This is a genomic window from Bacillus sp. FSL H8-0492 (assembly GCF_038006145.1).
Taxonomy (GTDB): Bacteria; Bacillota; Bacilli; order Bacillales; family Bacillaceae_G; genus Bacillus_A; species Bacillus_A mycoides.
Genome location: NZ_JBBOUP010000001.1, coordinates 3,884,059 through 3,910,984, shown reverse-complemented (window position 1 = coordinate 3,910,984; position 26,926 = coordinate 3,884,059). Strand labels below are relative to the sequence as shown.

The window sequence follows — 26,926 nt, the reverse complement described above, 5'->3', positions numbered from 1 at the left end:
CATATTGATTATAAATGTAGGATAATTTAATAAAATTTTGATTTTAATAAGAATAAGCAATATTTTTGTGAAAGAATGTTTTTAACTAATAGGTAGTTTAGTTAAGGAAGAATGAGTATAATACAGTTTACTGATGGAAGAATATGCTTAATGATTGAAAGGAGATTTAACCGTATGTCTACATACATTAATAATGAAATTTCTAAAGATATTTATAATAAGTATGAACGCCAAGTGGATGAAGAGATAGCAACTGCATTTTATTTTCACGATGTCATGTTACAGTCTAAATTAGGAAACATGTACATTGATGGCAGGGTATCCATGTTAGAAACCACCCAAAGTACCATAGATGCTTCACAAAAAATGAGGTTTATTTATCTTTTAAGTATCTTTGAAGCTTTTGCAACCGAATTTATTAGAAGACAATCTGGGATCACAGACAACAAGATTCGTCCAGTATTTAGTCATGTGCAAAGCTATTGGAATTCAAATGTAGACGAAGCTACTAGTCTAGTAAATATTAATTTTGTAGGGAGAATTTTTAAAGATGTGTATGAAATTGATATACTTTCTGGTTTGAAGAACGTTACCAAAGAAGCGGGCTATCTAAGGAATATTACGGTTCACCACAGTAGTGAAATAGTTAGTGAACATTTCCTTAAATCTCTAGATGGTACATTAAGTGATTGCGGGCTTGAAAAAAAGATCGGCACAAAGGTTCCAGTTACAAGCGAAATACTGAACGTTATGTTGCAAGACTTTAGGATTATTTTCAAACGGATTATCGGTAAGTGATTATTCTTAATTAAAGAAGTTCATATGATTGATAAAATCACTGATAAAACAAATCCAAGCGTTACAAACGGAAGGATGCGAGGTCATATATAAGGAGAAGTTCACAGACACTAAAACAGATAGAACAGAGTTCAACAAGGTGATTGAGGCATTACAAGAAAGAGACACATTAGTCGTAACAAAACTAGATAAATTTGCTAGGTCGGCAGTCGAAGGTATTCAAACAGCTAAGGCTCTATTTGTAAAAGGGGTGAAGGTTCACATCCTTAATATGGGTTTAGTTGGAAATATTCCAAAAAGGTTGGCTAAGCAACGTGATGATTTCAAAGAGAAAGCATTCAAAGCAATAAGTACTACACGTATTAGAATTGCTTAAGGCTCATACATACAAAGAAGTTGAGACAATGACGGAAATAAAGAAGCGAACACTTAATAATAGAAAAAATGAATTAGAAGCAAAGCAATGATAAGGTACTCTCTAAAGAGGATCTCTTTTCTTTATGTTGAGATAGGAGGCATATTTTCCACGCTTTTAGCGGGATTATTGAGAGGGTATGCCCTATGTACCCTCTCTTATTCGTCACAAATTTTTAAGAAGAGTAACACTTATACTCACATGGGCGAATAATATTGATAATTTCATAAAATTTGTATCTTTTAATTGTTTGGGGAAATTTCTTCTATGTATAATTTGGTAAAAAATAAAAAAATGGTAGGTGAATTTAGATGGTATTGAAAAAGATTATGAATAGGTCTGAAGACTTCACTTATAGAACTGTTAAAGAAATATGTGATAAGTATAATACAGCAGTTTATCCAAAAGTAAGGCTTGCAGACATTTTTCCAATTGAAAATAGTGGAATAACAGATGAGTTATATTCTTTTGCTTTAAAGTCTCATTTTGATGTAATTGTGATTGATGAATTAGGCTATCCCTTATTTGCTGTTGAGTTCGACGGGGAACTTCATCAAACACTAACTCAAGTTAAAAGGGATGAAATGAAAAATGCCCTTTGCCAAAGGTTTAATTTCCCTATACTTAGGATTACCTCAGAACATCTTACCAACCAAGACACCAATATGAACTTATTAAGTTGGTTTATTGAGGTTTGGTTTGCAGCGGAATGGTTTGAACAAGCACAAAAGGCTGGTCAATTTGTTGATGAGTCATTTTTGCCAATGAGCGTTGCACGATTACCAGAACGAACAGAGCCATTTCCACTTTGGCTTTCGAGGAAGATTAGGGGTAAAATATTTAATTTAAAACTGAAGGGTCTCATAGAAAATTCAGCACCTTCTTGCTTAGTTTGGAGAGATAATCGTGGGAGTTTTTATAGTCTATCATGGCTTGTTATTGATCAGAATACAGCAGTTATGGTTGAGACCCAAATGGCAAGTCAGGATTTCCCTGCACCTATGCATGAATTAATTGAAGACATGACAATAAATCAACTTTATGAAAATTTAACATCCGTACTGGGCGGGGATATGGACAAAGCGATTGTTCCAGACATCATAAATCTAGCAATCGATGAAATAAAGGAGAAGTATGGAATTCCATTTTCAGGCGGGATTGTTAAGGGAGTAAATCCTCGGGGATGAACCGCTTTTTGTATGTTTGTAGTATAATAGACATAAACTACCTTAAAAAAAACGATGATATCAATGAATAGCAATTTTTCATTTTTTAAAGGGAAATAGGGTATACTTGCTGACTTGGGGGAGACAGCGGAGAAAAGTGTATATCGTGATCCTCATACAACGCTAATGAAGCTGCGACTTTTTGCAGAGACATTAACAAAGTTTATACTTGCATCAGTTAAAGAAGTAACTGGTACGACACAAGTTGATCGTATAAAGTTAGCATACCGCTTTTCTATTTGGTTTATAGAAGTATATGATGATTAGGAATCTCAACCAACATAATATGTAGAACCACAAGAATAAGTTGAAATTGATAAGGAAAAGCTTCAACAGGAGCTTGAAGAAAAGGTAAAGAAACAAGAGTTATGAATAATTTGCCAGGCGGTTGATGAAGAACAAGCTGAATTAAAGAATCACCGAAAAAAGAAATCAAAAACCCTCATGTGTGGGCATCATTTAACAGAAGCGGAGACATGTGGCATATATTGATGGGAAATCATGCATAGTTGGATGAGAAGATGATATAAATCAAGTTAATAAGCTATGTGTTTACAAATTTGAGGGCGACAATGGATTCCTTAGAACTTATATTAAAATCTGAAGAAGGAGTGATTATATTGGAATCATTATTAAAGGCTGAAGATCTAAACTTAAATTCATATTTAAATCTAGCTAATGGTAAATTTTTAATTCCTTATACACAAAGGCCATATGAATGGAACTCAAGTCAAGTTAGTCGTTTGTTTTATGATATTATTGCAGTTCATGAAGAAAAAAAAGAACAACATATTTTAAATTTTATAACTTTGTATGAAGATGAGGATGGATACCAAAATATTTATGATGGTCAACAAAGAACAGTAACACTTTTGTTAATGATTTGTGCGATTATTCATAAAATTGAAGAGTTTGGTAATCAAGAATTGGCTAAGCAAATAAAAGAGGAATACATACAAAAAAAAGATTGGAGATCTCAATCAAGCAATAATACAAAGGTAGTTTTTGGGAAAAGCGAAACGAATAATTTTTTTAATGAATATATTATAAAAAATAATATAGGTGAAATAGATTTTATAATTTCAGATAATGAAAAACATTTGAAAAGTAATTATGAATTTATAAAAAAATTATTAGAAGATTACATTGAAGATAATGATATAGGTATAAATGAAATTAGAACTTTTTTAGAGAACATGACTGATAAAATTTATGTTATTGTATTACATACTCCAAATGAAGAAATTGCAAATCAAATGTTTGAAACATTAAATAATACTGGGAAAAAGCTTGCAGATTTTTATGTATTAAAAAACACTTGTGTAAAAATGACATCTGAGGAAGAAACCGCTAAGTACTGGGATGTTATTGAAGCGAATACAGATCTACTTGATAAAAGCACTTTTTTAACGCAATTTGTTTCAATTTATAATGGCAAAACTTCCGCAAAACAAGCCTTTTCAATCTTAGAAAACAACGAGAATTTTAAATCTAAAGAATCAGTATTAAAATTATTGTATGACATGGAGAAAGTTTCAAAGTATTATTTGGAATTACAAGAACCAGAGCAAAGGAGAAGAAGGGATTCAGAAGGCAAAAAAGATTTGAAAAAATATGTTAATTTAGTATCTACTTTAAAACTATTTAAGGCAACTCAATATATGCCAGTAATATTGGCAATGAACTTAAAAAACTATAGCATACTTGAAATTAATTTAGCATTAGAAAAAATTTCGAGTATACAGTTAAGAAACATTTTTGTTTCACAAGATAAAGCAAATACTATCGAATCATTTTATCCAAACTTAGCCAAAGAAATTTATATTAAGAAACCATCTATAGAAATAATATTAAAAACACTTCAAGATAAAATGAAATCAGATGAAATTGTAAAACTTGAGTTGAAATCTAGAAAAATAACAAAGAGCGAGCATCCTCGTATACGGTATATCCTAAGAAGAATTTATGATTTTGAGAATTCAAGTGAAATTAAGGTGAATGGTGATACTCAATATGTTAATTTAGAACATATACTTCCACAAACACCTAAACCCGATAGTAAATGGAGAGATACCTTTAGTGAGGATATAATAGAGGACTATATATATAATATTGGAAATCTTACACTACTTTTAGGAAAGAAAAATACTTCATTAGGTAACAAGGAATATTCTGAAAAAAGAGTTGGATTACAAAAAAGTGACATTAAGCAAAATAAACAGATAGCTGAAAATGAAAATTGGACACGTAAAGAAATAGAAAATCGTGTACAAAAGCTTGAGGATACATATGTTGAAATATGGTAAATGTAACGATGGATTCCTCCTTATATTTAAAAAGTTTACAATATTAACAAATCACTCCCTATAAAGATCTAGACAGTGTGGATATCCCGCTGTCTTTTTTACTTATTTAGGACAATAATTAAAATCCATCAAGAGCCAATTCATTCTTTATTAGGATTAAACATTTTTTTATAAGCGTAAATAGCTTCTAACAATTGAAGAGTTAAAATAACACGCTGGTCTTTTAACTAGCTATAAAAATGTTTGGTTATAAAATGATTGTGATTATAGTTAGGTATGATTGACTAGATAAGCATCAGACATGTAGTTGAAATAACTCAATATTTTAGCCGCTTGTGTCGTGTGAAGAAGGGGTTAAAATACTTTTATGTATACATAAGCTTTATCAAGCGCATATATAGAATTGCAAATTACTTATATGAATCGAGTAAATTGCATGCTTTAGAATGTGAAATTCAAATATCCATACGTGATTAATGGTAAAATAGTTTTATTAGAAGTGAAATTTTTAGATTGTTATGGGGGCTTTTTATGAATGGGAAACTAATTATTAAGGATTATTTTAATGCCTATGATTTTGCTATTGAAGATTTAAAAAATGGAAGTATAGATGAAGAATATATGGATGACATTGCTAGTAAAACTTGTGTATATATTCAATATACGTCTGATAAGAAAAAATATTATATAGGTGAATCTGATCGATATTTAATAGATGGAAGTAAAAAAAGTCGTTTTTATGAACACCTTCAAGAAGGAGAAAATGTAGCTGGAAATATAACTCATAATATGTTTGATAGAGTATTAATAATTATTAGTAGATTGCTCAAAGGAAATGGGAAAATTTTAGAAACACAATTATTAAAATATATAGATACAGAATTTAAAGTAATCAATAATAGGAGATTAGTGAATGAACGAATAAATCAATTGCATGCGGAAGGATTGTGTACAAAAATAGAAGGGGATCTGTTTCCAGAATTATGGAGCTTGTTAAAAGAGATGGATTTTGTAAAAAATGATATGAAAGATGTCGAAAAAAATCCAATCAAATATTATTCTCCTTTCGGTAAATCGTTTGATAACATTCAAGAGGAGTCTATTGAAAAATTAGTAGATATTGGTCAAAGTGAAAGTAAGGACAGTAGACTTTTGATTAAAGGGGAGCCTGGGACTGGTAAAACATTTATTGTTGCCACTGCTGTAATAGAATTAATTAGATTAGGCAAGAAGGTTGCAATTATAGTTAATCAGACGTCGATGTCAAAAATATATACAGACTTATTTAAATTAATTCCTAAATCTAAAAAACCATTTATCGGTTCCTTAGCTACTTTTAAAAATCATCTTCAAGATAATAAAATAGTATTAAGTGAATTTTCAATGATAGTTGTCGATGAAGCACATAGGTTAAAACAGCCACAAGGAAAACATAATTATTTTCGTAGCACTTACGTATTAGATAGAAATGATATGGAAAAAACAGAATTAGATATAATTGAAAATTGTGGATTAAATATCGTTTTAATGTATGATGAATTTCAGTTGATTAGAGACAGTGATATCGATATTCAAAGATTCAAAGATCGTGTTAGAAATTATGAATCTATTGAATTGAAAGTTCAGTACAGAATAAAATCTACTTCAAATATCCAAGCGGAGAATTATACAAATGGATTGAGAAATATACTTCAGTTAGAAAATGTTGAATTTGATAAATCGATATTTAGTACTGGATATAAATTTGAAATTGTAAATTCTTTATCGGAACTAGTAGATTATATAAAATATAAGACAAATGCTAGTAATAAAAATGCTAGATTACTAAGTGGATTCTATAAACAATGGATATCTAATGGAACAGATTCATTTGAATGGAAAGAGGCATTATATGGTGTTAATTTAAAATGGAATACACCTAATGATAAGTTAGGAACAAAGAATTGGCTTACTTATACATCAGAAAAAGAATTACAATTCAAAGAAATAGGGAGTATCCATATAGCACAAGGTATGGATTTAGATTTTGCTGGAGTTATCATAGGAAAAGATTTAGATGTAATAAAAAATGCTAAGGGAGAGGAAATATTAGTTGCAAATAGAGAAAGCTACTTTGACACTAATGGTATTCCTATTAATGGAACAGACGAAAATAATGAGCGATTAACGGAATATATAAAGAAAGTATATTATATTTTATTAACTAGAGGAATTTATGGTACCGTAGTATTCTTTGAAAATCCTAAAGTTAGAGAGTACTTTCAGAAAAGAATATATGACCAATATTAAGAAAAAATATAAAAATTTTAAAAACTAATGATAAAGCACATTAATAATATTGCTGTGCTTTATATAAATGTTTAAATGAAAACTTACTTTATAATGTTTCGGATAGCTTGATTGATAGGTTACTGTAAAGTAAGTACAGAAGAAAAAAGTTTAGATATCAAAGTACAAGCAATTAAGAAGTTGTAGAAGATAAAGGACTTGCACTCTTTTTGTATTATTACAGATTAAATATATGGATAAAAGTGGAGTGTGGTATTATAACACACAATAAATTTGACTAATATAAAGTAGAGGAAAATGATGTATTTATAGGTGTAAGCTATAATGTAGATTTTTAAAATTTATGTAAATGTTTTATTGAACGAATAAATGAAATTAGGTGTGATTATGGAAATTAAAGAACTAACAGATAAAGTGATTCAATTTAGAGATGACCGCAATTGGAAGCAATTCCACAATCCAAAAGATTTAGCAATTTCATTATCTCTTGAAGCAAGTGAGTTACTTGAAAATTTTCAATGGCAAAGTAGCGATGAAGCGGTAACAAAAAAACATGAGAATATGAAAGAAGAACTTGCGGATGTATTGATGTATGCACTGCTATTTGCACATGAGGTAGGAATTGATATTCAACAGGCGATTGAAGAAAAAATTCAGAAGAACAATAAAAAATATCCTGTAGAGAAGGCATACGGAGTGAGTACAAAGTATACAGAGCTATAGGGGATATATTCCAATAGTGAGGCTGTTTAAAAGCAACCTTAGTTAAGTGGCTGTAAAAGGCAGTAAGTAAAGATTGAACTGCGCCTCCAATTGATAGTCTGTGTCTAACAATTGGGACGCAGCTTTTATTAACAAAGAGGATAATACGCATCATTTATCTTCCATTGTTTCTACAATAATATCATGAAATTATTGTAAGATATATTTGAAAACTCAAGCTCAGGATTGTTAGGTGTACATTAATTTTAACCCACTAATATAGCAGCGTATTGGTCTATAAACATTAATTTTTACTAACTGTAATACCTAAAAAACGTGGATATTTAAAATTATTGTTAAATAAGTGAGAGTGGTTATTCTGTGGATATAATTCTTTTATCTCTTCCAGAATAAAACCATTTTGAATCAAAGTATTAATATACTGCTCTAATGGACGATGAGTATGAGATGTCTTAAATCGATTATCAGGATCTAATGTAATAGTGAAATTTCCTATTATGTTAAATTCCTCCTTATATTTAAACCAATGTTCATTATTATACTGTTTGTATTGAGCCCAAAAACATGGGTGAATAATTGTAAAAATGAATTTGCCATTGGGTTTTAAAATTTTATAAATGGAATCTACTACACAGTTAAGATTCTGAACATCCATTAAAACCATATTAGAAATAGCGAGCGAGAATTTTTCTGTAGTACTAGATGCATATTCTTCAATGTTTATTTGTTGAAATACCATTTTTGATGAATCTTTGTTTGTTTCTTGAGCTATTTTAATACTTTCTCTACTTAAATCTATTCCTAAAAGAAAACTTACATCGTTTATAAGTTCACTTGCTAGATTTCCTGTGCCACAGCCAATTTCTATTACTTTTGTATTATCTAGATTTTTAACTTTTCCTAATATAAAAGGTTTAAGAATGTAGTTATAACTCAAATCTCTATTTGAAGTGAGTTGCTCATAACGTAATGGTGAAATTTCATCCCATTCTTTAGCGATTTTGTCATTGTTTTTCACTTCTACCCTTTCAAATTTACACATTAGTCATTCTCCTGTAATTTATTAAACTGCTTTATGATATGAATTAAGTCATTTGCTATATGTAATGGGTATCCATCAGATGCTCCGAATTCTTCGATATAATGATTCCCATCCTTTTCTGAACCAATTGCTACCTTGCTATCTACTCTATCTGTTCTTACAATTGTAAATCTTGATTTGGGTGTATATCCTAAATCTCCATATGTATAAATTGAAGCACCTTTGTCTTGCAATTCATTAGTAAAAGAATTTTTTTCAAGCAAAACAATCTCGAGTTCATTATCTTCAGCCTTGTTTATAAGCATCCTTTTGACATTGAGATCAGATTGTGCCCAACTCATATCTCTAGTAAAAACAATAACTCTTCCACCTTTTTTAATCCAATTAATCATGTACTTATTGATTTCTTTCTCATCTTTACATTGTAAACCAGGCTTTTTATAGGTTTTTATTTCAAAGTATATGGTTAGTATAAAAAGAACGACTGCAAAAAAAATCAAGATATAGATGAAAAAAACAGACTTAGGAGAATCACCTTGCAACAGTGAAATTATACCTATCAGTGAAGCTAGAGTTCCTAAATGTCCAAACCACTTAACTATCATAGTATCCCCTCTCAATTGTGTGAAATTTGTAAATGCAATTTAACTTTATCTTAGCTACCTTTTGAATGTTTTGCTTCTTACTACTTTAATTCCTAAACTATTAGTATATGTGATTTTTAATTCTCTTGCTTATATTTATAAAAGACTACTGGTGTATACGACCATTTATCCCCTTGGTAATAATATCATTTTTTTGAAATAATCCCAAGTTTTTAAAAGTGCTGTATAAAAACTTCTAGAAGTAAACATTTTGATAACTTCCAATGAATTAAAAGGTTATTCGCTTTTCCCGCATCTAGGAATTGTTACGAGATGAGGAGGATTTATTGGAATGAAATATTTTACAATAAACTTTTTTAATGAGAAATCATATTAGTTTTGTTATAATACAACCTTTTATAACAATTAATGAAATATCGCTTTTAAGAAATTAATCAATCAGAGGTATTGATAATACGTAATTACTCTTTCTAATGACTAAATTGGTCATGATTCAAAAATCTCAAGTAGGCTGTATTTTGTAAAGATGTTTCTTTTAAAGTTCTAATTATGCTTCCGATAATGTGTTTGAATTTATGGATTTTTTATTATTTTCCTGTCAATTATTAGAAGACAATTGAATATAACGTTCAGTTATAGTTATGCTTGTGTGGTGCGAAAATATAATCCATAATATCAAGATTATCCCTTATAATAAAATTATCATATACAGCACAGTTAAGGATCCCAAGGAGGTTCTTAACAATGAAAGGAAGCATCAAAAAAGATAAAAAAACAGGAAAGTATTATTATACTGTAGATATTGGTATTGACCCTTTAACAGGTAAAAGAAAGCAAAAGAAGAAAAGGGGATTTACTAGTAAGAAAGAAGCAGAAAATGCTTTAACAAAGTTACTCTCAGAAGTTCATACTGGAATATACGTAGAACCTAGTAAATTGCTTTATGGTAAATATCTCGAGAGCTGGTTTAATACAAAGAAGCACAGTGTTGGTATCCAAACAGCAAAAGTACTAAAAGAGTACTTGAAGAGTCGCATCATTCCATCTCTAGGCAATATCAAACTAGCTAAGTTAACATCATTGCACATGCAAAACTATGTTAATTCACTGCGAGACGAAGGGTTAAAGCGAGGGACAATCGAGAAGATAATCAAAGTCATTCGGAACTCTCTTGAACATGCAATTGATTTGGAGTTAATAAGTAAAAATGTTGCAGTTAAGACCAAGTTACCTAAAGATGATAAGGAAGAGTTAACTGTGTGGAATGAACAGGAAGTACAGTTGTTCTTAAAAGCTGCACAGGATAGCAGGTATTCTATTGTCTTTCATATGGCTCTTGTAACTGGAATGCGACAAGGTGAATTGTTAGGCTTGCGGTGGAAAGATATTGATTTAGAAAAGGGACATTTGACTATTAGCCAAACGTTAAGCCATGATGGGAAGACGTTCTTGCTTGGAGGAAAGACAAAATCAAGTTTACGAAAGATACTATTACCTGCATCAACAGTAGCGAAGCTAAAGAAACACAGAGCAGTCGTATTGAAAGAGAAGCTGAGTCAAGGTGAGGAATACCAAGACAATGACTTGGTGATGTGTACGCCTTCTGGAACACCAATTAATCCTGCTAATGTGAGAAGAAGTTTAAACGCTTTGATTAAGAAAGCAGCTGTGCCAAAGATTCGCTTCCATGATTTACGTCATACGCATGCAACGTTGTTATTGGCTAAAGGTGTGAATGTGAAGGTGATTTCTGAGCGGCTAGGACATAGTAACATCAAAATTACATTAGACACTTATTCGCATGTGCTGCCAACGATGCAAGAAGATGCAGTTAATAAAATAGAAGAGATTTTGTAGGAAATGTGACCAATTCTGTGACCACTGGCTTTATAGAGTATGAAAGTAAATAAATAAAAACCGCATCAACTTAGCGTTTGATGCGGTTTTTAAAACTATGACCCCGGAGAGGCTCGAACTCACGACCTCCACCCTGTCAAGGTGGCGCTCTCCCTGCTGAGCTACGGGATCTTCAATAAATGCTTATGTAACAGCATCTTTAATCATTATGCTAAAGCAATTATATATAATTAACTGAAATTTTACAATATTTTCGTGGTAATTTTTTAAAGGTAAAGTATTTGGAATCACGCTAGTAGCGTATTAAGGAATATATAAGAAGAGCATTTAATTGAAAGTGGATTTTGAATAAACCGGGTATATTATGATTTCCGATACCAATCCAAAGGACCTTCATCACTTAAATCAACAAGAAAAGGGAATAAGAAATGTAAAGGTAAGCTTATAAGTTCTGGCATAGCGTTCAATGTTTTCTTTGATAGATATTGTCTTCCGAAACAATACGGACAATCTTTTTCAAATGTCACGAGTATCGACCATACATCTTTTACTTTCCACTTCGTTTTACAATATGTACAACGCGCCATGGAGTTCCTCCTCATTTTAAGGTGTTTTCTAATATATTCTATTTGATCGTACTAAAGTCAAGTGTATTTAGTGTGATAGAATATAAGTTGGTTTGTTTTTTTATATGGATGTATTCCGTAATTTATGACTAAATGAATGTAGTGTGAGGGTTATATAATAAGAGATTTTCATTTTTAATATGCAAATTGGCCAATATATCCTTTTTACAATTTTTAAGAAATCATGTATAAAAGAAGTACAAGATATTTATAAATATTCAGAAGTAGAGGGAGAATTATTGTAATGGTAAGAAAAACGTTCAAGATGCGCGTATCTAGAAATAGGACGATTTCGATTAATGGCTCAATTCTTGATGTGGATGTTACACATGATGAGTTTTTACAAGAGTTTGTTGAGTGGGTCGATTCTAAAGGTTGGTCGTTTATGGGGATGACAGATGAGATTACACCTGAGGAAGCTAGTCAAAATTTAATAGACTCATTGATTGATGAGAAGGATAAGAAAGAGTAATTCCTTCTTATTTTTTGTTGTATATTTATGTTCCTAATCGTAAAAGTGTGATATAGTAAAAAAAGTGAATATTCTTCCAAATTAATACAAATTACATATAGGTTGGTAGAGGTATTTTATAGAATGTGAAAGTAAAGGGAAAAGGGAGAGTCATATGGTAAATTTTAAGAAAATTTCGGTTTTTGTTATGGTTATTTGTTTATTTTTTTTGACACCTATGACGTTATATGCGGAGACGAATATTGGAGTAAATCCGGAGCAAGTGGCACCTCCACCTGCGGAAGGGCCGAATGTTTTTAGTCAGTTTGCGACTACGATTGATGCGAAAACAGGAGATATGTTGTACGACAAAAATGCACATCATCGTGCGTTCCCTGCTAGTATGACGAAAGTGTTAACGGCGATTTTACTGATGGAGCATACGAAGCCAGAGGATCAATTTACGTTTTCACAATTGGCATTAGATCAAGAGAAGAGTAATTATCAAATTGAGTTTCACCCTGGTGAGACTATTAATAGAAATACTGCACTTATGATTTTAATGGTGCTGAGTGCGAATGATGTATCCTATGCGATTGCGGAGCATATTGGAGGAAGTGTTGAAAATTTCGCTAATATGATGAATGAAAGGGCGAAGCAATTAGGGGCTAAAGATAGTCATTTTGTAACGCCAAATGGATTGCATGATCCAAATCATTATACGACGCCATATGATATGGCGATGATTACGAGAGGTGTGCAAAAGTATCCTGAAATTTTACAAGCGATGAATACGAAAAGAACGACGGTTACGACATCTACGCAAACAGTTTCTATTTTTAATAAGTCTACTTATTTTGAAAATCCATATAGCATTGGTGGTAAGACAGGATTTACGAATGAAGCGCGCAATACGCTCGTTTTATTAAATGAGAAGGATGGAAATCGTATTATAAATGTAGTAATGGCTTCTCAAAGACCTGAAATTTATGAAGATTTGAAGCAGATGACGGAATATTCTTTCGGGCAATTTACGAAGCAAACTGTACTAGATAAACATAGTTGGCATCAAAAGACAACGTATTTAAATAAAGATGTTGATTCTGAGCTCGAAAACAGTGCTGAGCTTATGTTAAAGAAGGATGAAGGGAAAAATGTAAAAACGGCTTTTCGGGTTAATTCAGTGGATAAAGAAGCTTTGTACCAAAAAGGAATTCATCGCGGTGAAGTAGTTGGTGCGGTAGATATTATAAAAAATAATCAAACGATTGCGACTATAAATGTTCTTTCGAAAGAAGATGTTACTTTTGCGATGCCTAAAAAAGATACAGTTGCACCTGAAGTAAAGGAATCGAATGTGAAAGTGATAAGTGTTGGAATAGGTGCGATTGTATTATTTGGAGCGATTTTATATGTAGTGCTGCGCCGAAATAACCAAGGGATGAAATCAGAAGAAAAATAAATTGCTAGTAGACCGTGATGAGATTTTGTCACGGTCTTTTTTGCATGCATTTCAAAAGTGATTTAACTAATAATTGTAAATTTTCACCTTGCATTTCTTATTTGTTCGTTATATTATTTGTGTATGTTCTTGTTAAAGAACAATTAGAGCGTTATTAATTTCAAAATGATATAAAACAACAGAGAGGGAGAGAGACGATGAAATTAATTTGGAAGGTGATTAGCAACGTTATCTCATTTGTTTTATTTGCGGTAATGATTTGTTTAGCTTTTGTAGTTATTTCTTCAAAAGCGAGTGGTGGTGATCCAACAGTGATGGGATATCAATTTAAGAGCGTTCTTTCAGGATCGATGGAACCAACATTTTTAACAGGATCAATCATTGCGATAGAGCCAACGAAAGATGGTTCTAAATATAAAAAAGGTGATGTTATTACGTTTAAAGAGAAAGATGACAAAATTATCACTCACCGTATTATCGGTGTGAAAGATACAAATGGAAAAGTAATGTATGAAACAAAAGGAGATAACAACAACGGACCAGATTTAGCACCAGTACTTGCAGAGAATGTAATTGGAAAGTATGCAGATATTACAGTTCCATACGTTGGTTATGGACTGAATTATGCGAGTTCAAAAGCGGGAGCAGCATTACTTCTCATTATTCCTGGAGTCTTTTTACTTGGCTATTCCGCAATTTCTATTTTTGGCGCTATTCGTAGCATTGACGGAGAAAAGAAAGATAAAAAAGTAGAACAATCCGTCTAGTTCGTTTGGTTATACTTTCCGTTTAGGAAGTTAACAAATATATATATATTAAGGGGATATGGACATGACTTTAAAGAAAAAATTAGGAATGGGTATCGCATCAGCAGTATTAGGAGCAGCATTAGTTGGTGGAGGAACATTTGCATACTTTAGCGATAAAGAAGTGTCAAACAATACATTTGCGGCTGGTACACTTGATTTAGCGGCAAACCCATCAACAGTTGTTGATGTATCGAATTTAAAGCCTGGCGATACAATTAAAAGAGATTTTAAACTAGAAAATAAAGGCTCTTTAGATATTAAAAAAGTTTTACTAAAAACAGATTACAAAGTAAGCGATGCGAAGGGCGACAATAAAGATGATTTTGGTAAACATATTAAAGTAACATTCTTAAAAAATGTAGATAAGCATGAAACAATTGTAAAAGAAACAACGCTAGATAAATTGAAGGGTGACACACTTACAGCGGTAGACAATGATTTATCTGCTTGGTTCTGGGATGAAAAAGGTATTTCTGCAGGTAAGTCAGATAAATTTACAGTGAAATTCGAGTTTGTTGATAATAAAAAAGACCAAAATGAATTCCAAGGCGATAAACTAAATTTAACTTGGACGTTTGATGCACAACAAACAGATGGTACAGAAAGATAAATATATTATAAAAGGGGCTATCAATTTGATAGCCCCTTTTACAGTTAAATAGCGTGGATTGGAATGTATTTTTCTAGGATATGGCTATCATTTTGTACAGGTCTTTATTATAATAAAAGTAACGTTCTGTATAAAGAACACATTGTTCGATGGGAGAGATTAAGATGCTGAAAACACCTCGCAAATTAAAAAGGATGCTTATATTGCCGTGTATGTGCTCTATTACGTTTTATTTAGGCTCTCAAGTGATGACGTATACAGAAGCTTCATTTATTCACGAAACGAAAGTAGAAGCCACTCTTTCTACAGCGATTATATTTCCGAAAACAGTTGATACGTTAAAAGAGCAAGCTGAGCAACATAAACAGCTTATTGGACATGAGTATGGAGAAATGAAAGCGAAATTGAAAGTTACTTCTATTGAAGAAATAGAACAAGCAATTGTTGTATGGCAGCAAGGGCGTGAGAAAATTGCTTCTGAGAATGAGGCTTTACAAAAAGTATATACTTTAATAGAAACGCCTTATAATCAAATACAAGAAGAATTAAAAGTGAACAAAAGTGAATCAATTCATCAAGTATCCTTGTATGTGAACGAAGGTTTTCATAGTATTAAAGAGAAGCGTGATTATGTTGATAAAGAAGCTAGTTTGCAAGCCATTGATGAACAAATTCAGGCTCTACAACAACTATTAAAAGATGAAACAGTAAAGAAACAGAATGAAACAGAAGCGCAAAAGAAAGCAGAAGAACAGAAAAAGTTAGAAGAACAGAAGAAAATAGAAGAACAGAAAAAGTTAGAAGAACAGAAGAAAGCAGAAGAACAGAAAAAGTTAGAAGAACAGAAGAAAGCAGGAGAACAGAAAAAGTTAGAAGAACAGAAGAAAGCAGGAGAACAGAAAAAGTTAGAAGAACAGAAGAAGTTAGAAGAACAGAAAAAATTAGAAGAGCAGAAGAAAGCAGAAGAACAGAAAAAGCTAGAAGAGCAGAAGAAAGTAGAAGAACAGAAAAAGCTAGAAGAGCAGAAAAAATAGAAATAGATAAACAGCCTGATCAAGTGGAGCATGAAAAGGCACTTCAACTGATCCAGTGAAACAGCTGGAGAATAACAAAGTGGTGCAAGGTGAATACGAATGCATTAGCTGTAAATAGCTTATAAAAAGATAATGCTTATATGAGTGTGAGGAAACGTCAGTCCTCACCTCTTTGTCTTATTTTCTTTTCTTTTCTTATAGGATTAAATATGAATAATGGTTAAGTTATCAAATTATATTTATAAAAAATCAGAAAAATCAAAAAGATATTGATAAATAAAAAAAAATGAAATATATATTGTATTTATATAGTCTTGTTCGTTATAATGAACTTAAGGTTTTCAAAAAAGAACAAATATTAGCTAAGCTAATATAGTTTTAGTTACACCTCTTATTTTGAAATAAGAGATAAAAATACAAAAAACAGCTAGGGGGAATTGATTGTGAGTCTGAAAAAGAAATTAGGTATGGGAGTTGCATCAGCAGCATTGGGGTTATCTTTAATTGGTGGAGGAACATTCGCTTACTTTAGCGATAAAGAAGTATCAAACAATACATTTGCAGCTGGGACGTTAGATCTTACATTAAACCCTAAAACGCTTGTAGATATTAAAGATTTAAAACCAGGGGATTCTGTTAAGAAAGAGTTCTTATTAAAGAACGACGGTACTTTAGCAATTAAAGATGTTAAATTAGCGACAAAGTATACTGTGAAAGATGCAAAGGGCGATAATGCTGGTGAAGATTTTGGTAAGCACATTAAAGTGAAATTCCTTTGGAACTGGGATAAACAAAGTGAGCCTGTATATGAAACAACTTTAGCAGATTTACAAAATGTGGATCCAGATGTTTTAGCTAAAGACATCTTTGCTCCAGAGTGGGCAGAGAACGGTGGTCTAGCACCAAATTCAGAAGACTATCTATGGGTACAATTTGTATTCGAAGATGATGGTAAAGATCAAAACAAATTCCAAGGCGATTCATTGAACTTAGAATGGACATTCAACGCAAGCCAAACAGATGGCGAAGAAAAATAATAAAGCAAAAAGCGGGGATTTCCCCGCTTTTTTTTATAAAGAAAAAAAGAAGTGCCCGTTTTAAGCACTCTTTCATATGTATTATTGTTGATTTTTCTTCCATTGTGTAAATTCAAGAAATTCACGAAACTGTTCTTTTGAGACACCGGAGCTCATCGCATCTTTAACGAGTTGTGTCCATTCGGAGTCTAGATGACTTTCTGTTGTTGTTTCATCGTGAAGTAACGTATCAACTGGAATTTGTAGAACAGCTGAAATTTTTTCGAGAAACTGAATGGAAGGGTTTTTTTGTAAATTTCGTTCTATAGAACTAATGTAAGATTTAGCTACACCAGCTTTTTCGGCGAGTTCTGTTAGTGAAATGCCCTTTTGTAAACGAAGGCGTTTTATACGTTCTCCTATCATATTTGCGCACCTTTCTATCAATATGTAGTCGTCTTATGATGTGATTATTATAACATAAACTTCGTTAAAAAGAACGAGGCTATTGAGCCTGGCTCGTATGCTTCATACGTTGGAAAAAGTGTTCAATATCTTGCAGGGCAATGCCAGCATCTAGAGCTTCAAGTATTAAATCAATCCATTCTTGATCTAGTGAGTCAGCCTTATCTTTGTACAAATGTAATTCCTCCCTAATTATTGGTCATAATTGCTGCTACATAGTAGACGATAATTAATCGAATTTTATATTTTATGTATCAAATTATCGAATATTGTGTAGATGAAACAAAGATAAAATCCCCATTAAATTCTCTCTATGGAAATTATAAGGTTTCTACCAAAAATTTTCAATATTTTCTGAAAACATTGTTGAATTGTGATATATTCGTATACTAACTATGAAATTTTTACAAATATATTAAAAAAATTACATAATATAACTAAATATTGAAAATATATTGAATTTTTAATAATATAGAGTATGTAATACATATTTTATATTAGGGGAGGCAATAAGGGATGAACAAGAAACCATTTAAAGTGTTATCATCAATTGCTTTGACAGCTGTTCTAGGCTTGTCGTTTGGTGCTGGAAGCCAGTCTGTATATGCTGAAACGCCGGAGAACAAGACAGCTACAAGCCCAGTTGATGATCACTTAATCCCAGAAGAGAGATTAGCAAATGCGCTAAAAGAACGTGGGGTAATTGATTCGTCGGCTTCAGAGACAGAAACAAAGAAAGCTGTCGAAAAGTATGTAGAGAAGAAAAAGGGTGAAAATCCTGGAAAAGAAGCGACAAATGGGGACCAACTTACGAAAGATGCATCTGACTTTTTAAAGAAAGTGAAAGATGCGAAAGCAGAAACGAAAGAAAAATCAGAGCAACCAGCAAACGGGACTGCAGCAGGAACAGGTCCAGTTAAAGGGGGCTTAAATGGTAAAGTACCAACTTCACCAGCAAAACAAAAAGGATATAACGGTGAAGTTCGTAAAGACAAAGTACTCGTTTTACTTGTAGAGTACGCTGATTTCAAACATAACAATATTGATAAAGAGCCTGGCTATATGTATTCGAACGATTTTAATAAAGAGCATTATGAAAAAATGTTATTCGGTAACGAGCCGTTTACGTTAGATGATGGAAGTAAAATTGAAACGTTTAAACAATATTATGAAGAGCAATCTGGTGGTAGTTACACAGTGGACGGAACAGTTACAAAATGGTTAACAGTTCCAGGTAAAGCAGCTGATTACGGCGCTGATGCTGGTACAGGTCATGATAATAAAGGACCAAAAGGACCACGTGATCTAGTAAAAGATGCATTAAAAGCAGCTGTAGATAGCGGCCTTGATTTATCACAGTTTGATCAGTTCGATCAATATGATGTCAATGGTGATGGGAATCAAAATCAACCGGACGGTTTAATCGATCACTTAATGATTATTCATGCAGGTGTTGGACAAGAAGCTGGCGGTGGTAAATTAGGTGATGATGCAATTTGGTCACATCGCTGGACAGTTGGACCAAAACCATTCGCAATTGAAGGTACAAAAGCGAAAGTTCCATATTGGGGCGGAAATATGGCAGCATTCGACTACACAATTGAACCAGAAGATGGCGCGGTTGGTGTATTCGCACATGAATATGGCCATGATTTAGGTCTTCCAGATGAGTATGATACACAGTATAGCGGTCAGGGTGAACCGGTTGAAGCTTGGTCTATTATGAGTGGCGGAAGCTGGGCTGGTAAAATCGCAGGAACAACGCCAACGAGTTTATCACCACAAAATAAAGAGTTTTTCCAAAAAACAATCGGTGGTAACTGGGCGAACATCGTAGAAGTAGATTACGAGAAATTAAATAAAGGTATCGGTCTTGCAACATACTTAGACCAAAGTGTTACGAAGTCAGATCGTCCAGGTCTGATTCGTGTTAACTTACCAGATAAAGATGTAAAAGGAATTCAGCCTGCATTTGGTAAACAGTATTACTACAGCACAAAAGGTGATGACCTTCATACAACGATGGAAACGCCACTATTCGATTTAACGAAAGCAACGACTGCAAAATTCGATTATAAGTCATTGTATGAAATCGAAGCAGAGTACGATTTCCTTGAAGTACACGCTGTAACAGAAGATGGACAAAAAACGTTGATTGAAAGAATTGGTGAGAAAGCAAATAGTGGAAATGCAGCTACGACAAATGGAAAATGGGTTGATAAATCATATGATTTAAGTCAATTCAAAGGTAAGAAAGTGAAACTAGTATTTGAATATATTACAGACGGTGGATTGGCGTTAAATGGATTTACACTTGATAATGCGTCACTAACTGTAGATGGAAATGTTGCATTCTCTGATGATGCAGAAGGTACACCACAATTCAAATTGGACGGTTTCGTTGCATCTAACGGAATGGATAAGAAAAAGCATAACTACTATGTAGAGTGGAGAAACTATGCGGGTTCAGATAACGCATTGAAATTTGCTCGCGGTCCAGTATATAACACTGGTATGGTTGTATGGTATGCGGATTCAGCTTACACAGATAACTGGGTTGGCGTACATCCAGGACATGGTTTCCTTGGTGTAGTTGACTCTCATCCAGAAGCAATTGCAGGAACTTTAAATGGCAAACCAACATTTAAAAGCAGTACGCGATTCCAAATTGCTGATTCGGCGTTCTCATTCGACAAAACACCAGCTTGGAAAGTGGTATCTCCAACGCGTGGAACATTCGTATACGATGGATTACCAGGAGTACCGAAGTTTGATGACTCTAAAAAGTATATTAATGAGCAAATTCCAGATGCAGGACGTATTTTACCGAAGCTTGGTCTGAAGTTTGAAGTAGTAGGACAAGCTGATGATAACTCTGCAGGTGCTGTTCGTTTATATCGTTAATACAGTAAAACTACCGGGAGATTTTCTTTCGGTAGTTTTTTTGTGAGCAATGAATTTTATATAAAGGGAAAAGTTATATATAATGTAACTTTAAGAATAGAAATTTGTTACATATGAAGTCTATATAAATAATGAAAGAATTGGATAAAAATAGTGGGAGAAGGTGAGTGCATGAGTATTTCCTCTATTGTAAATAAACAAAAGGAATATTTTTATAAAGGACATACGAGAAGTGTAGAGACGAGAAAGAATAATTTGAAGAAGCTTTATGAAGGGATTCAGCGTTTTGAGGATGAGATTTTTCAAGCGTTGAAATTAGATTTGAATAAATCAGTTCACGAATCATTTACAACAGAAATTGGATATGTACTAAAAGAGATTTCTTTTCAAATGAAGCATATTTCATCTTGGAGTAAACCAAAGCGTGCTCGCACAGCTCTTACTCATTTTGGATCGAAGGGGAAAGTAGTGCCAGAACCGTATGGTGTGACGCTTATTATCGCACCGTGGAACTATCCTTTTCAATTAGCAATTGCCCCACTCGTAGGAGCATTGGCAGCTGGCAATACAGTCGTTTTAAAGCCGTCAGAGTTAACGCCAAACGTTTCAAAAGTGCTTACGAGAATGCTAGGTGAATTATTCCCAGAAGAGCTTGTATCGGTAGTAGAAGGCGGTGCTCAGGAAAGCACTGCACTTTTAAAGGAACCGTTTGACTATATTTTCTTTACAGGTAGTGTTGGTGTTGGAAAAGTTGTGATGGAAGCAGCGGCGAAAAAATTAACGCCTCTTACGTTAGAACTTGGCGGGAAAAGCCCATGTATTGTACATAAAGATGCAAAGCTAGATGTAACCGCAAGACGTATCGTTTGGGGCAAGTTTTTGAATGCTGGGCAGACGTGTGTAGCGCCTGATTATATGTACGTTCATTCTTCAGTGAAAGAGCAGTTAATCGAGGCATTACGACATGAAATCGCAGAGCAATATGGAAAAGATGCTTTGCAAAATGACAATTATGTGCGAATTGTGAGTGAGCGTCATTTTGAACGCTTATGTACATTTTTACAAGACGGTAAACCTGTGATTGGCGGGAATTATACGAAAGAAACATTACACATAGAGCCTACAGTGTTAACGAATGTTACATGGCAAAGTGCTGTTATGGAAGATGAAATTTTTGGACCTATTTTACCAATTATAGAATACGACAAAATAGAAGAGGTAATTGAAACGATTCAGCACCATCCAAAGCCGTTAGCACTATATGTATTTTCTGAAGATAGAAAAGTGCAAGAGAAAGTGACGAGTAATATTTCATATGGCGGAGGATGTATAAATGATGTCGTATATCATCTTGCAACGCCATATTTACCTTTTGGGGGCGTTGGAAGTAGTGGGTTAGGCAGCTATCACGGTGAACAAAGTTTTCGGACTTTTTCACATTATAAAAGCATTTTGTCCCAATCTACAGCATTTGACATGAAAATTCGTTACTCTTCTACAAAAAGTGCTTTAAAATTCATACGAAAGTTGTTAAAATGATGATGGTGTTTATCAGTAGGCGTAGCCGTATGATAAAAACCCCTTCGCAACTGAAGGGGTTTTTCTGTTCGACATATGTATCATGCGAAAATGAATCAAACATACTACATAAAGAATAGAAGAGAACGCTGCTAAACAACCATTTTTGTTTGGATCGAAACAAAAAATAGTCTATAGAACATAAATATTTATTCATGAATATAAAAATTAAAATTTAAGGTAGATAGGACGGGAAAATGAAAAAGATTATTAAAGTTGAAGCAGTAGAAAAACATTTTGGAAATCAAGTGATTATCCCCCCTCTTTCTTTAGATATTAAAGAAGGAGAATTTTTAACAATTTTAGGACCGAGTGGTTGCGGGAAAACGACTTTACTTCGTATGATCGCAGGATTTGAAACGCCAACTAAAGGGAATCTTTTATTAGATGATGAAAAGATTAACGATTTGCCGCCATACAAGCGTCATATGAATTTAGTGTTCCAACATTACGCACTATTCCCACATATGAATGTTGAAAAAAATATTTGTTTCGGTATGAAAATGCAAAAAGTATCAGCAACAGAACAGAAAGAACGTGCGGAAGAGGCAATGCGTTTAACGCAGTTACTTGAGTTCCGTAATCGTAAACCGTCGAAGCTTTCTGGTGGACAGCAACAGCGTGTAGCAATTGCAAGAGCAATTGTAAACAACCCACGTGTATTACTATTAGATGAGCCACTGGGAGCGCTTGACTTTAAGTTAAGAAAAGATTTGCAACGTGAATTGAAAAACTTACAACGTAATTTAGGAATTACGTTCATATATGTAACGCACGATCAAGAAGAAGCAATGAGTATGAGTGATCGTATTGTCGTTATGAATAAAGGGCATATCGAACAAGTCGGCACGCCTAAAGAAATTTACAATCAACCGAAAACATTGTTTGTTGCAACGTTCATCGGTGAAAATAATATCGTGAAAAATGGGGAAAACTACGTAGCAGTTCGCCCTGAAAATGTAAAAGTTCGCTCGGTTGAAGAGCCAATTTTAAAAGAATACCACCTTGGGCATATTGAAGATATTGAATTTGTTGGAAATATGGAAAAGCTATATGTACGTGAGGAGAAAACATCGGAATTACTAATGGCATATCAAACTGCTGAAGAAGCAACGCAGTGGAGCATTGGAGATAATGTATATGTAGGCTGGGAGCAAGAGGACGAGGTGACCTTAAATTGAAGAAAGGGAAATTACTCGCATTACCTACAGTCGTATGGCTGTTACTCTTCTTCCTAATTCCACTTCTGTTCGTATTAGCATTTGCCTTCATGCAGCGCGGAGCATACGGGACAGTGGAAATGAAATTTACATTAGATAACATAGCGCGTGTGTTTGATCCATTATATATGGGGACGTTATGGGAAACAGTGAAGATAGCTGTTATTACGACAGTACTATGTTTATTAATCGGTTATCCATTCGCCTATACAATTACAATTGTTGATCGTAAATATCGTTCTATCCTTCTATTATTGGCAACGATTCCGTTCTGGATTAACTTTCTTGTTCGTTCATACGCATGGATTGTTATTTTACGTTCACAAGGTCTTGTAAACACATTGCTATTGAAACTAGGTATTATTAGTGAACCTTTAAATCTGCTATATAATACGCCTTCTGTAATACTCGGAATGGTATATTCTTTATTACCATTTATGATTTTACCAGTGTATGCAGCAATTGAGCAGCTTGATAAGCGTAAGCTAGAGGCGGCTTATGATTTAGGAGCAACACCAGTAAAGGCATTTTGGAATGTAACAGTACCGATGACGATGTCAGGGATTACAACTGGTTCTATTTTAGTATTCGTTTCTTCTATCGGAATGTTTGTTGTATCAGACGTTATGGGTGGATCGAAAGTAGCATTAATCGGAAACGTAATTCAAAACCAATTCTTAGGTTCACGTGACTGGCCGTTTGGTTCCGCGTTATCTATGATTGTTGTTCTATTCTCTGTTCTGTTAATTTACTTATATTATCGTGCAACGAAAGTATATAAATATGATGGAAACGGAGGGGAATAGGCAAAAATGAAGAAGTTTTTAGTTTCTTATTCTTGGTTAATCTTATTGTTTTTGTATTTTCCAATGATGGTTTTAATGGTATATTCCTTCAACGATTCTCGCATTAATGCGGAATGGGAGGGCTTTACACTCCATTGGTATACAGATTTATTTCAAAAACAAGATGTTATTGATGCGTTTGTAAATAGTATGACGATTGCTGTTATAACGACAATTGTGACGACAGTTCTTGGTGTGATTTTTGCTATTGCATTACACCGTTACAAATATCGTTTTGAAGGGGCTATTAACGGTCTTGTATATTTACCAATTTTAATTCCTGATATTTTAATGGGATTATCTTTACTTATCCTATTTAGTCAATTAGGTATGGAACTTGGAAAAACAACAATTATTATTGCACACATTACATTCAGTATTTCATTTGTTGTTGTTATTTTAGCGGCACGTCTTTCTGGTATGGGACGTGATTTAGAAGAGGCTGCAAACGATTTAGGAGCAACGCCGTGGCAAACGTTTCGTTATGTAACGTTTCCAGCAATTGCACCAGGAGTTATTTCAGCCGCATTATTAACATTCACATTATCGATTGATGATTTTGTAATTAGTTTCTTCGTATCAGGACCAGGATCAACAACATTGCCATTATACATTTATAGTATGGTTAAGCGTGGAGTATCGCCTGAAATTAATGCTCTTTCTACAATATTAATTGTTGTAATTGTAGGATTAATGGTGCTATCGGAAATTTTCCGTAATAAAGGTGCAGACGGTGAAGAGAACTCTGGAGGACACCTTCCTTTATAATACGAATGATATAGAAAGAACGAGGAGGTAATAAACCGATGAAATTAGTGAAGAGATTAGCTGGTATAGCAATTAGCTTCAGTCTTGCTGCAGGTGTACTTTCTGGTTGTGGTGAGAAAAAAGAAGAATTAAACATTTATAGCTGGGCTGACAATTTTGATGAGCAAGTTTTAAAAGATTTTGAAAAGAAATATAACGTGAAAATTAACTACGATAAATATGCAAGTAATGAAGAAATGCTTGCGAAATTACAAGCTGGTGGCGCGACATATGATTTAATTCAGCCATCTGATTACATGGTGAAAACGATGGCGAAGATGGACTTATTAGCGCCTTTAGATAAGAAGAATATCCCGAACATCGAGAACCTTGTTTCTAACTTTAAAACACCTGCGTTTGATCCAGAGAATAAGTATTCTCTAGTATATACTTGGGGTGTAACAGGAATTGCATACAATAAAAAGTATGTGAAAGAAACACCTACAAGCTGGAATGATTTATGGAACGAGAAATATAAAGGACATGTTACTTTATTAAACGATTCTCGTGAAGTATTAGGAATGGGACTTAAGAAAAATGGTTTCTCTAATAGCACGAAAGAGGATGCACAGTTAAAGACAGCGTCTGCTGATTTGCAGAAGCTACTTCCAAACTTATTAGCATTCGATACAGATAACATTAAACAAAAATTCATTACAGAAGATGCTTGGATCGGGACTGTATGGTCTGGAGACGCAGCATTCATCGCGAAAGACAATAAAGATGTAGGATACGTTGTACCAAAAGAAGGCGGCACAATTTGGGCTGACACGTTAGCAATTCCAAAAGGTGCAAAAAACAAAGAGCTTGCAGAGAAGTTTATGAATTACTTATTAGATGAAAAAGTAAGTGTGAAAAACTACGAGTCAATTGGTTACAGTAATCCAAATGAAAAAGCTCATCCTCTTCATAGTAAAGAATATCGTGATAATCACATGATCTTCTTAACAAAAGAAGAATTAGATCGTACAGAGTGGCTTGTTGATGTAGACGATAAGTTAAAAGACTACGATCGCTACTGGACAGAGCTGAAAACAAAAGGTAAATAAGTAAGAAAATGCGGTTTCTAAAGTAGAAATCGCATTTTTTCATAGTAGGAGGAAATCGATTGAAGAAAAAGTTACATCAGTATGAATTAATGTGTATCATTTTGTTGTTTGTTCTATTTAGTATCATCGCTTGGAGGGTATATGTAGGTGGTGTTACAATGATGGATACATACGTACGTGATATGGTAAAAGGATTGCAAACGGAAAGCTCACTTACATTCTTCTCCTACTTTACAAAGCTAGGATCTGCAATTGGAGTTATAACGACACTAATTATAAGTTTGCTCGTTTTTTGGAAAAAGCGTTATTATGCTGCTATGATTGTGTATCCAATGGCTATATTAACGACACACCTTGTTAATAAGGGAATAAAAGAAATTGCAAAAAGAGACCGCCCATCATTAAATGAGGCACTTGACGCACTTGGGTATAGCTTCCCAAGCGGACATGCAATGCTATCTATTATAACATTCGGTTTTCTTGCCTATATCATTGCTGCCAATTTGAAGAGTGTAGCTGGAAAATGTGGTATTACGATTTCGATGGGCATATTAATTATATTGATTGGATTAAGTAGAGTTATTTTAAATGTTCATTACCCGACTGATATTTTAGCTGGTTACTGTGCAGGTGGCATTTTGTTAATCATCGCAATTTATTGTCATCGTTTACTTACCGAGAGATTGGGAATTAATAACGAGAGATAAAAAAACGTCTAGAAAAACTAGTATTATAGTTTTTCTAGACGTTTTTTGTTTATGGGGAGATGTGATAAAGTATAAATGACAA

At 33.4% G+C, this 26,926-nt stretch carries 27 protein-coding genes and 1 tRNA gene; 22 read left to right on the top strand and 6 right to left on the bottom strand.

The genetic code is table 11. The features are described from left to right. Positions 1-174 precede the first annotated feature (174 nt). The 8 genes from MHH66_RS20095 (at position 175) to MHH66_RS20065 (ending at position 7,757) form a co-directional block, all read left to right on the top strand. Positions 175-798, top strand: a complete 624-nt coding sequence (locus MHH66_RS20095; protein WP_078184130.1) for a hypothetical protein — start codon at positions 175-177, stop codon at positions 796-798. Between the two features lie 28 nt (positions 799-826). Next, positions 827-1,174 carry a recombinase family protein gene (locus MHH66_RS20090; RefSeq protein ID WP_407060698.1) on the top strand — a complete coding sequence of 116 codons (348 nt, stop codon included), beginning with the start codon at positions 827-829 and terminating at the stop codon, positions 1,172-1,174. Next, positions 1,167-1,265, top strand: coding sequence for a hypothetical protein (locus tag MHH66_RS28645; RefSeq protein WP_407060699.1), 99 nt, complete (start codon positions 1,167-1,169; stop codon positions 1,263-1,265). Before MHH66_RS20090 ends, MHH66_RS28645 begins: the two co-directional genes overlap by 8 nt. 259 nt (positions 1,266-1,524) lie before the next feature. After that, on the top strand, positions 1,525-2,400 hold the full coding sequence (locus MHH66_RS20085; RefSeq protein ID WP_078184131.1) for a DUF2726 domain-containing protein: 876 nt from the start codon (positions 1,525-1,527) through the stop codon (positions 2,398-2,400). Between the two features lie 114 nt (positions 2,401-2,514). Further along, complete coding sequence (locus MHH66_RS20080; RefSeq protein ID WP_078184132.1) at positions 2,515-2,706, top strand: hypothetical protein; 192 nt, start codon at positions 2,515-2,517, stop codon at positions 2,704-2,706. Positions 2,707-3,050: 344 nt separating this feature from the next. Continuing rightward, positions 3,051-4,745, top strand: coding sequence for a DUF262 domain-containing protein (locus MHH66_RS20075; protein ID WP_340867736.1), 1,695 nt, complete (start codon positions 3,051-3,053; stop codon positions 4,743-4,745). Between the two features lie 531 nt (positions 4,746-5,276). Continuing rightward, positions 5,277-7,034 (top strand): DNA/RNA helicase domain-containing protein, encoded by a 1,758-nt coding sequence (locus tag MHH66_RS20070; RefSeq protein WP_078184134.1) that lies wholly within the window; start codon positions 5,277-5,279, stop codon positions 7,032-7,034. 369 nt (positions 7,035-7,403) lie between these two features. Beyond that, the gene (locus MHH66_RS20065; RefSeq protein ID WP_340867153.1) at positions 7,404-7,757 is read left to right on the top strand and encodes a nucleotide pyrophosphohydrolase; all 354 of its coding nucleotides are present in this window, start codon (positions 7,404-7,406) and stop codon (positions 7,755-7,757) included. Positions 7,758-8,040: 283 nt separating this feature from the next. Here the strand turns inward: MHH66_RS20065 and MHH66_RS20060 are convergent, their stop codons facing one another. Both MHH66_RS20060 and MHH66_RS20055 read right to left on the bottom strand, forming a co-directional pair. After that, a complete protein-coding gene (locus MHH66_RS20060) occupies positions 8,041-8,799 on the bottom strand; it encodes a class I SAM-dependent DNA methyltransferase (RefSeq protein ID WP_078184135.1) in 759 nt (252 codons plus the stop codon). Beyond that, positions 8,799-9,404, bottom strand: a complete 606-nt coding sequence (locus tag MHH66_RS20055; RefSeq protein ID WP_078184136.1) for a hypothetical protein — start codon at positions 9,402-9,404, stop codon at positions 8,799-8,801. Before MHH66_RS20055 ends, MHH66_RS20060 begins: the two co-directional genes overlap by 1 nt. A 744-nt stretch (positions 9,405-10,148) precedes the next feature. On the opposite strand from MHH66_RS20055, the gene MHH66_RS20050 reads away from it, so the two are divergent. After that, on the top strand, positions 10,149-11,261 hold the full coding sequence (locus MHH66_RS20050; protein WP_078184137.1) for a tyrosine-type recombinase/integrase: 1,113 nt from the start codon (positions 10,149-10,151) through the stop codon (positions 11,259-11,261). Positions 11,262-11,359: 98 nt separating this feature from the next. Here the strand turns inward: MHH66_RS20050 and MHH66_RS20045 are convergent. Continuing rightward, positions 11,360-11,432, bottom strand: a tRNA-Val gene (locus MHH66_RS20045). A 191-nt stretch (positions 11,433-11,623) separates the two neighbouring features. Beyond that, the gene (locus MHH66_RS20040; protein WP_002188839.1) at positions 11,624-11,848 is read right to left on the bottom strand and encodes a hypothetical protein; all 225 of its coding nucleotides are present in this window, start codon (positions 11,846-11,848) and stop codon (positions 11,624-11,626) included. A gap of 283 nt (positions 11,849-12,131) precedes the next feature. Between MHH66_RS20040 and MHH66_RS20035 the strand changes: the two genes are divergently transcribed. The 6 genes from MHH66_RS20035 (at position 12,132) to calY (ending at position 17,290) form a co-directional block, all read left to right on the top strand. Then, the gene (locus tag MHH66_RS20035) at positions 12,132-12,359 is read left to right on the top strand and encodes a hypothetical protein (RefSeq protein WP_000251865.1); all 228 of its coding nucleotides are present in this window, start codon (positions 12,132-12,134) and stop codon (positions 12,357-12,359) included. A gap of 154 nt (positions 12,360-12,513) precedes the next feature. Beyond that, positions 12,514-13,800 (top strand): D-alanyl-D-alanine carboxypeptidase family protein, encoded by a 1,287-nt coding sequence (locus MHH66_RS20030; protein ID WP_078184138.1) that lies wholly within the window; start codon positions 12,514-12,516, stop codon positions 13,798-13,800. A gap of 197 nt (positions 13,801-13,997) precedes the next feature. Next, positions 13,998-14,567 (top strand): signal peptidase I SipW, encoded by a 570-nt coding sequence (gene sipW, locus MHH66_RS20025; protein ID WP_078184139.1) that lies wholly within the window; start codon positions 13,998-14,000, stop codon positions 14,565-14,567. A 64-nt stretch (positions 14,568-14,631) separates the two neighbouring features. After that, the gene (locus tag MHH66_RS20020; protein WP_063217402.1) at positions 14,632-15,219 is read left to right on the top strand and encodes a CalY family protein; all 588 of its coding nucleotides are present in this window, start codon (positions 14,632-14,634) and stop codon (positions 15,217-15,219) included. 164 nt (positions 15,220-15,383) lie between these two features. Continuing rightward, positions 15,384-16,253 (top strand): DUF4047 domain-containing protein, encoded by an 870-nt coding sequence (locus tag MHH66_RS20015; protein ID WP_078184140.1) that lies wholly within the window; start codon positions 15,384-15,386, stop codon positions 16,251-16,253. 443 nt (positions 16,254-16,696) lie between these two features. Beyond that, on the top strand, positions 16,697-17,290 hold the full coding sequence (gene calY, locus MHH66_RS20010) for a biofilm matrix protein CalY (RefSeq protein ID WP_002011472.1): 594 nt from the start codon (positions 16,697-16,699) through the stop codon (positions 17,288-17,290). 81 nt (positions 17,291-17,371) lie between these two features. Here the strand turns inward: calY and MHH66_RS20005 are convergent, their stop codons facing one another. Both MHH66_RS20005 and MHH66_RS20000 read right to left on the bottom strand, forming a co-directional pair. Further along, complete coding sequence (locus MHH66_RS20005) at positions 17,372-17,695, bottom strand: helix-turn-helix domain-containing protein (RefSeq protein ID WP_002064339.1); 324 nt, start codon at positions 17,693-17,695, stop codon at positions 17,372-17,374. 79 nt (positions 17,696-17,774) lie between these two features. Next, on the bottom strand, positions 17,775-17,909 hold the full coding sequence (locus MHH66_RS20000) for an anti-repressor SinI family protein (RefSeq protein WP_002011474.1): 135 nt from the start codon (positions 17,907-17,909) through the stop codon (positions 17,775-17,777). 341 nt (positions 17,910-18,250) lie between these two features. On the opposite strand from MHH66_RS20000, the gene inhA1 reads away from it, so the two are divergent. From inhA1 to MHH66_RS19965, 7 genes are all read left to right on the top strand, one after another. Beyond that, positions 18,251-20,638 (top strand): M6 family metalloprotease immune inhibitor InhA1, encoded by a 2,388-nt coding sequence (gene inhA1 / locus MHH66_RS19995; protein WP_061688800.1) that lies wholly within the window; start codon positions 18,251-18,253, stop codon positions 20,636-20,638. 171 nt (positions 20,639-20,809) lie between these two features. Further along, the gene (locus MHH66_RS19990; protein ID WP_063217404.1) at positions 20,810-22,177 is read left to right on the top strand and encodes an aldehyde dehydrogenase; all 1,368 of its coding nucleotides are present in this window, start codon (positions 20,810-20,812) and stop codon (positions 22,175-22,177) included. 236 nt (positions 22,178-22,413) lie between these two features. Continuing rightward, the gene (potA, locus tag MHH66_RS19985) at positions 22,414-23,397 is read left to right on the top strand and encodes a spermidine/putrescine ABC transporter ATP-binding protein PotA (protein WP_002011479.1); all 984 of its coding nucleotides are present in this window, start codon (positions 22,414-22,416) and stop codon (positions 23,395-23,397) included. Next, a complete protein-coding gene (gene potB, locus MHH66_RS19980; RefSeq protein ID WP_002126118.1) occupies positions 23,394-24,242 on the top strand; it encodes a spermidine/putrescine ABC transporter permease PotB in 849 nt (282 codons plus the stop codon). The genes potA and potB overlap by 4 nt, the downstream gene beginning before the upstream one ends. Positions 24,243-24,248: 6 nt before the next feature. Next, positions 24,249-25,049, top strand: a complete 801-nt coding sequence (gene potC / locus MHH66_RS19975; protein ID WP_002011483.1) for a spermidine/putrescine ABC transporter permease PotC — start codon at positions 24,249-24,251, stop codon at positions 25,047-25,049. 38 nt (positions 25,050-25,087) lie between these two features. After that, positions 25,088-26,137, top strand: a complete 1,050-nt coding sequence (gene potD / locus MHH66_RS19970) for a spermidine/putrescine ABC transporter substrate-binding protein PotD (protein ID WP_063217405.1) — start codon at positions 25,088-25,090, stop codon at positions 26,135-26,137. Between the two features lie 59 nt (positions 26,138-26,196). After that, positions 26,197-26,844 (top strand): phosphatase PAP2 family protein, encoded by a 648-nt coding sequence (locus MHH66_RS19965; RefSeq protein WP_063217406.1) that lies wholly within the window; start codon positions 26,197-26,199, stop codon positions 26,842-26,844. The last annotated feature ends 82 nt before the right edge of the window (positions 26,845-26,926 follow it).

Coding starts and splice junctions, on each gene's coding strand:
- MHH66_RS20095 (WP_078184130.1), top strand. CDS start 175: ATGTCTACATACATTAATAATGAAATTTCTAAAGATATTTATAATAAG.
- MHH66_RS20085 (WP_078184131.1), top strand. CDS start 1,525: ATGGTATTGAAAAAGATTATGAATAGGTCTGAAGACTTCACTTATAGA.
- MHH66_RS20070 (WP_078184134.1), top strand. CDS start 5,277: ATGAATGGGAAACTAATTATTAAGGATTATTTTAATGCCTATGATTTT.
- MHH66_RS20065 (WP_340867153.1), top strand. CDS start 7,404: ATGAAATTAGGTGTGATTATGGAAATTAAAGAACTAACAGATAAAGTG.
- MHH66_RS20060 (WP_078184135.1), bottom strand. CDS start 8,799: ATGTGTAAATTTGAAAGGGTAGAAGTGAAAAACAATGACAAAATCGCT.
- MHH66_RS20055 (WP_078184136.1), bottom strand. CDS start 9,404: ATGATAGTTAAGTGGTTTGGACATTTAGGAACTCTAGCTTCACTGATA.
- MHH66_RS20050 (WP_078184137.1), top strand. CDS start 10,149: ATGAAAGGAAGCATCAAAAAAGATAAAAAAACAGGAAAGTATTATTAT.
- MHH66_RS20040 (WP_002188839.1), bottom strand. CDS start 11,848: ATGGCGCGTTGTACATATTGTAAAACGAAGTGGAAAGTAAAAGATGTA.
- MHH66_RS20035 (WP_000251865.1), top strand. CDS start 12,132: ATGGTAAGAAAAACGTTCAAGATGCGCGTATCTAGAAATAGGACGATT.
- MHH66_RS20030 (WP_078184138.1), top strand. CDS start 12,514: ATGGTAAATTTTAAGAAAATTTCGGTTTTTGTTATGGTTATTTGTTTA.
- sipW (WP_078184139.1), top strand. CDS start 13,998: ATGAAATTAATTTGGAAGGTGATTAGCAACGTTATCTCATTTGTTTTA.
- MHH66_RS20020 (WP_063217402.1), top strand. CDS start 14,632: ATGACTTTAAAGAAAAAATTAGGAATGGGTATCGCATCAGCAGTATTA.
- MHH66_RS20015 (WP_078184140.1), top strand. CDS start 15,384: ATGCTGAAAACACCTCGCAAATTAAAAAGGATGCTTATATTGCCGTGT.
- MHH66_RS20005 (WP_002064339.1), bottom strand. CDS start 17,695: ATGATAGGAGAACGTATAAAACGCCTTCGTTTACAAAAGGGCATTTCA.
- inhA1 (WP_061688800.1), top strand. CDS start 18,251: ATGAACAAGAAACCATTTAAAGTGTTATCATCAATTGCTTTGACAGCT.
- MHH66_RS19990 (WP_063217404.1), top strand. CDS start 20,810: ATGAGTATTTCCTCTATTGTAAATAAACAAAAGGAATATTTTTATAAA.
- potA (WP_002011479.1), top strand. CDS start 22,414: ATGAAAAAGATTATTAAAGTTGAAGCAGTAGAAAAACATTTTGGAAAT.
- potC (WP_002011483.1), top strand. CDS start 24,249: ATGAAGAAGTTTTTAGTTTCTTATTCTTGGTTAATCTTATTGTTTTTG.
- potD (WP_063217405.1), top strand. CDS start 25,088: ATGAAATTAGTGAAGAGATTAGCTGGTATAGCAATTAGCTTCAGTCTT.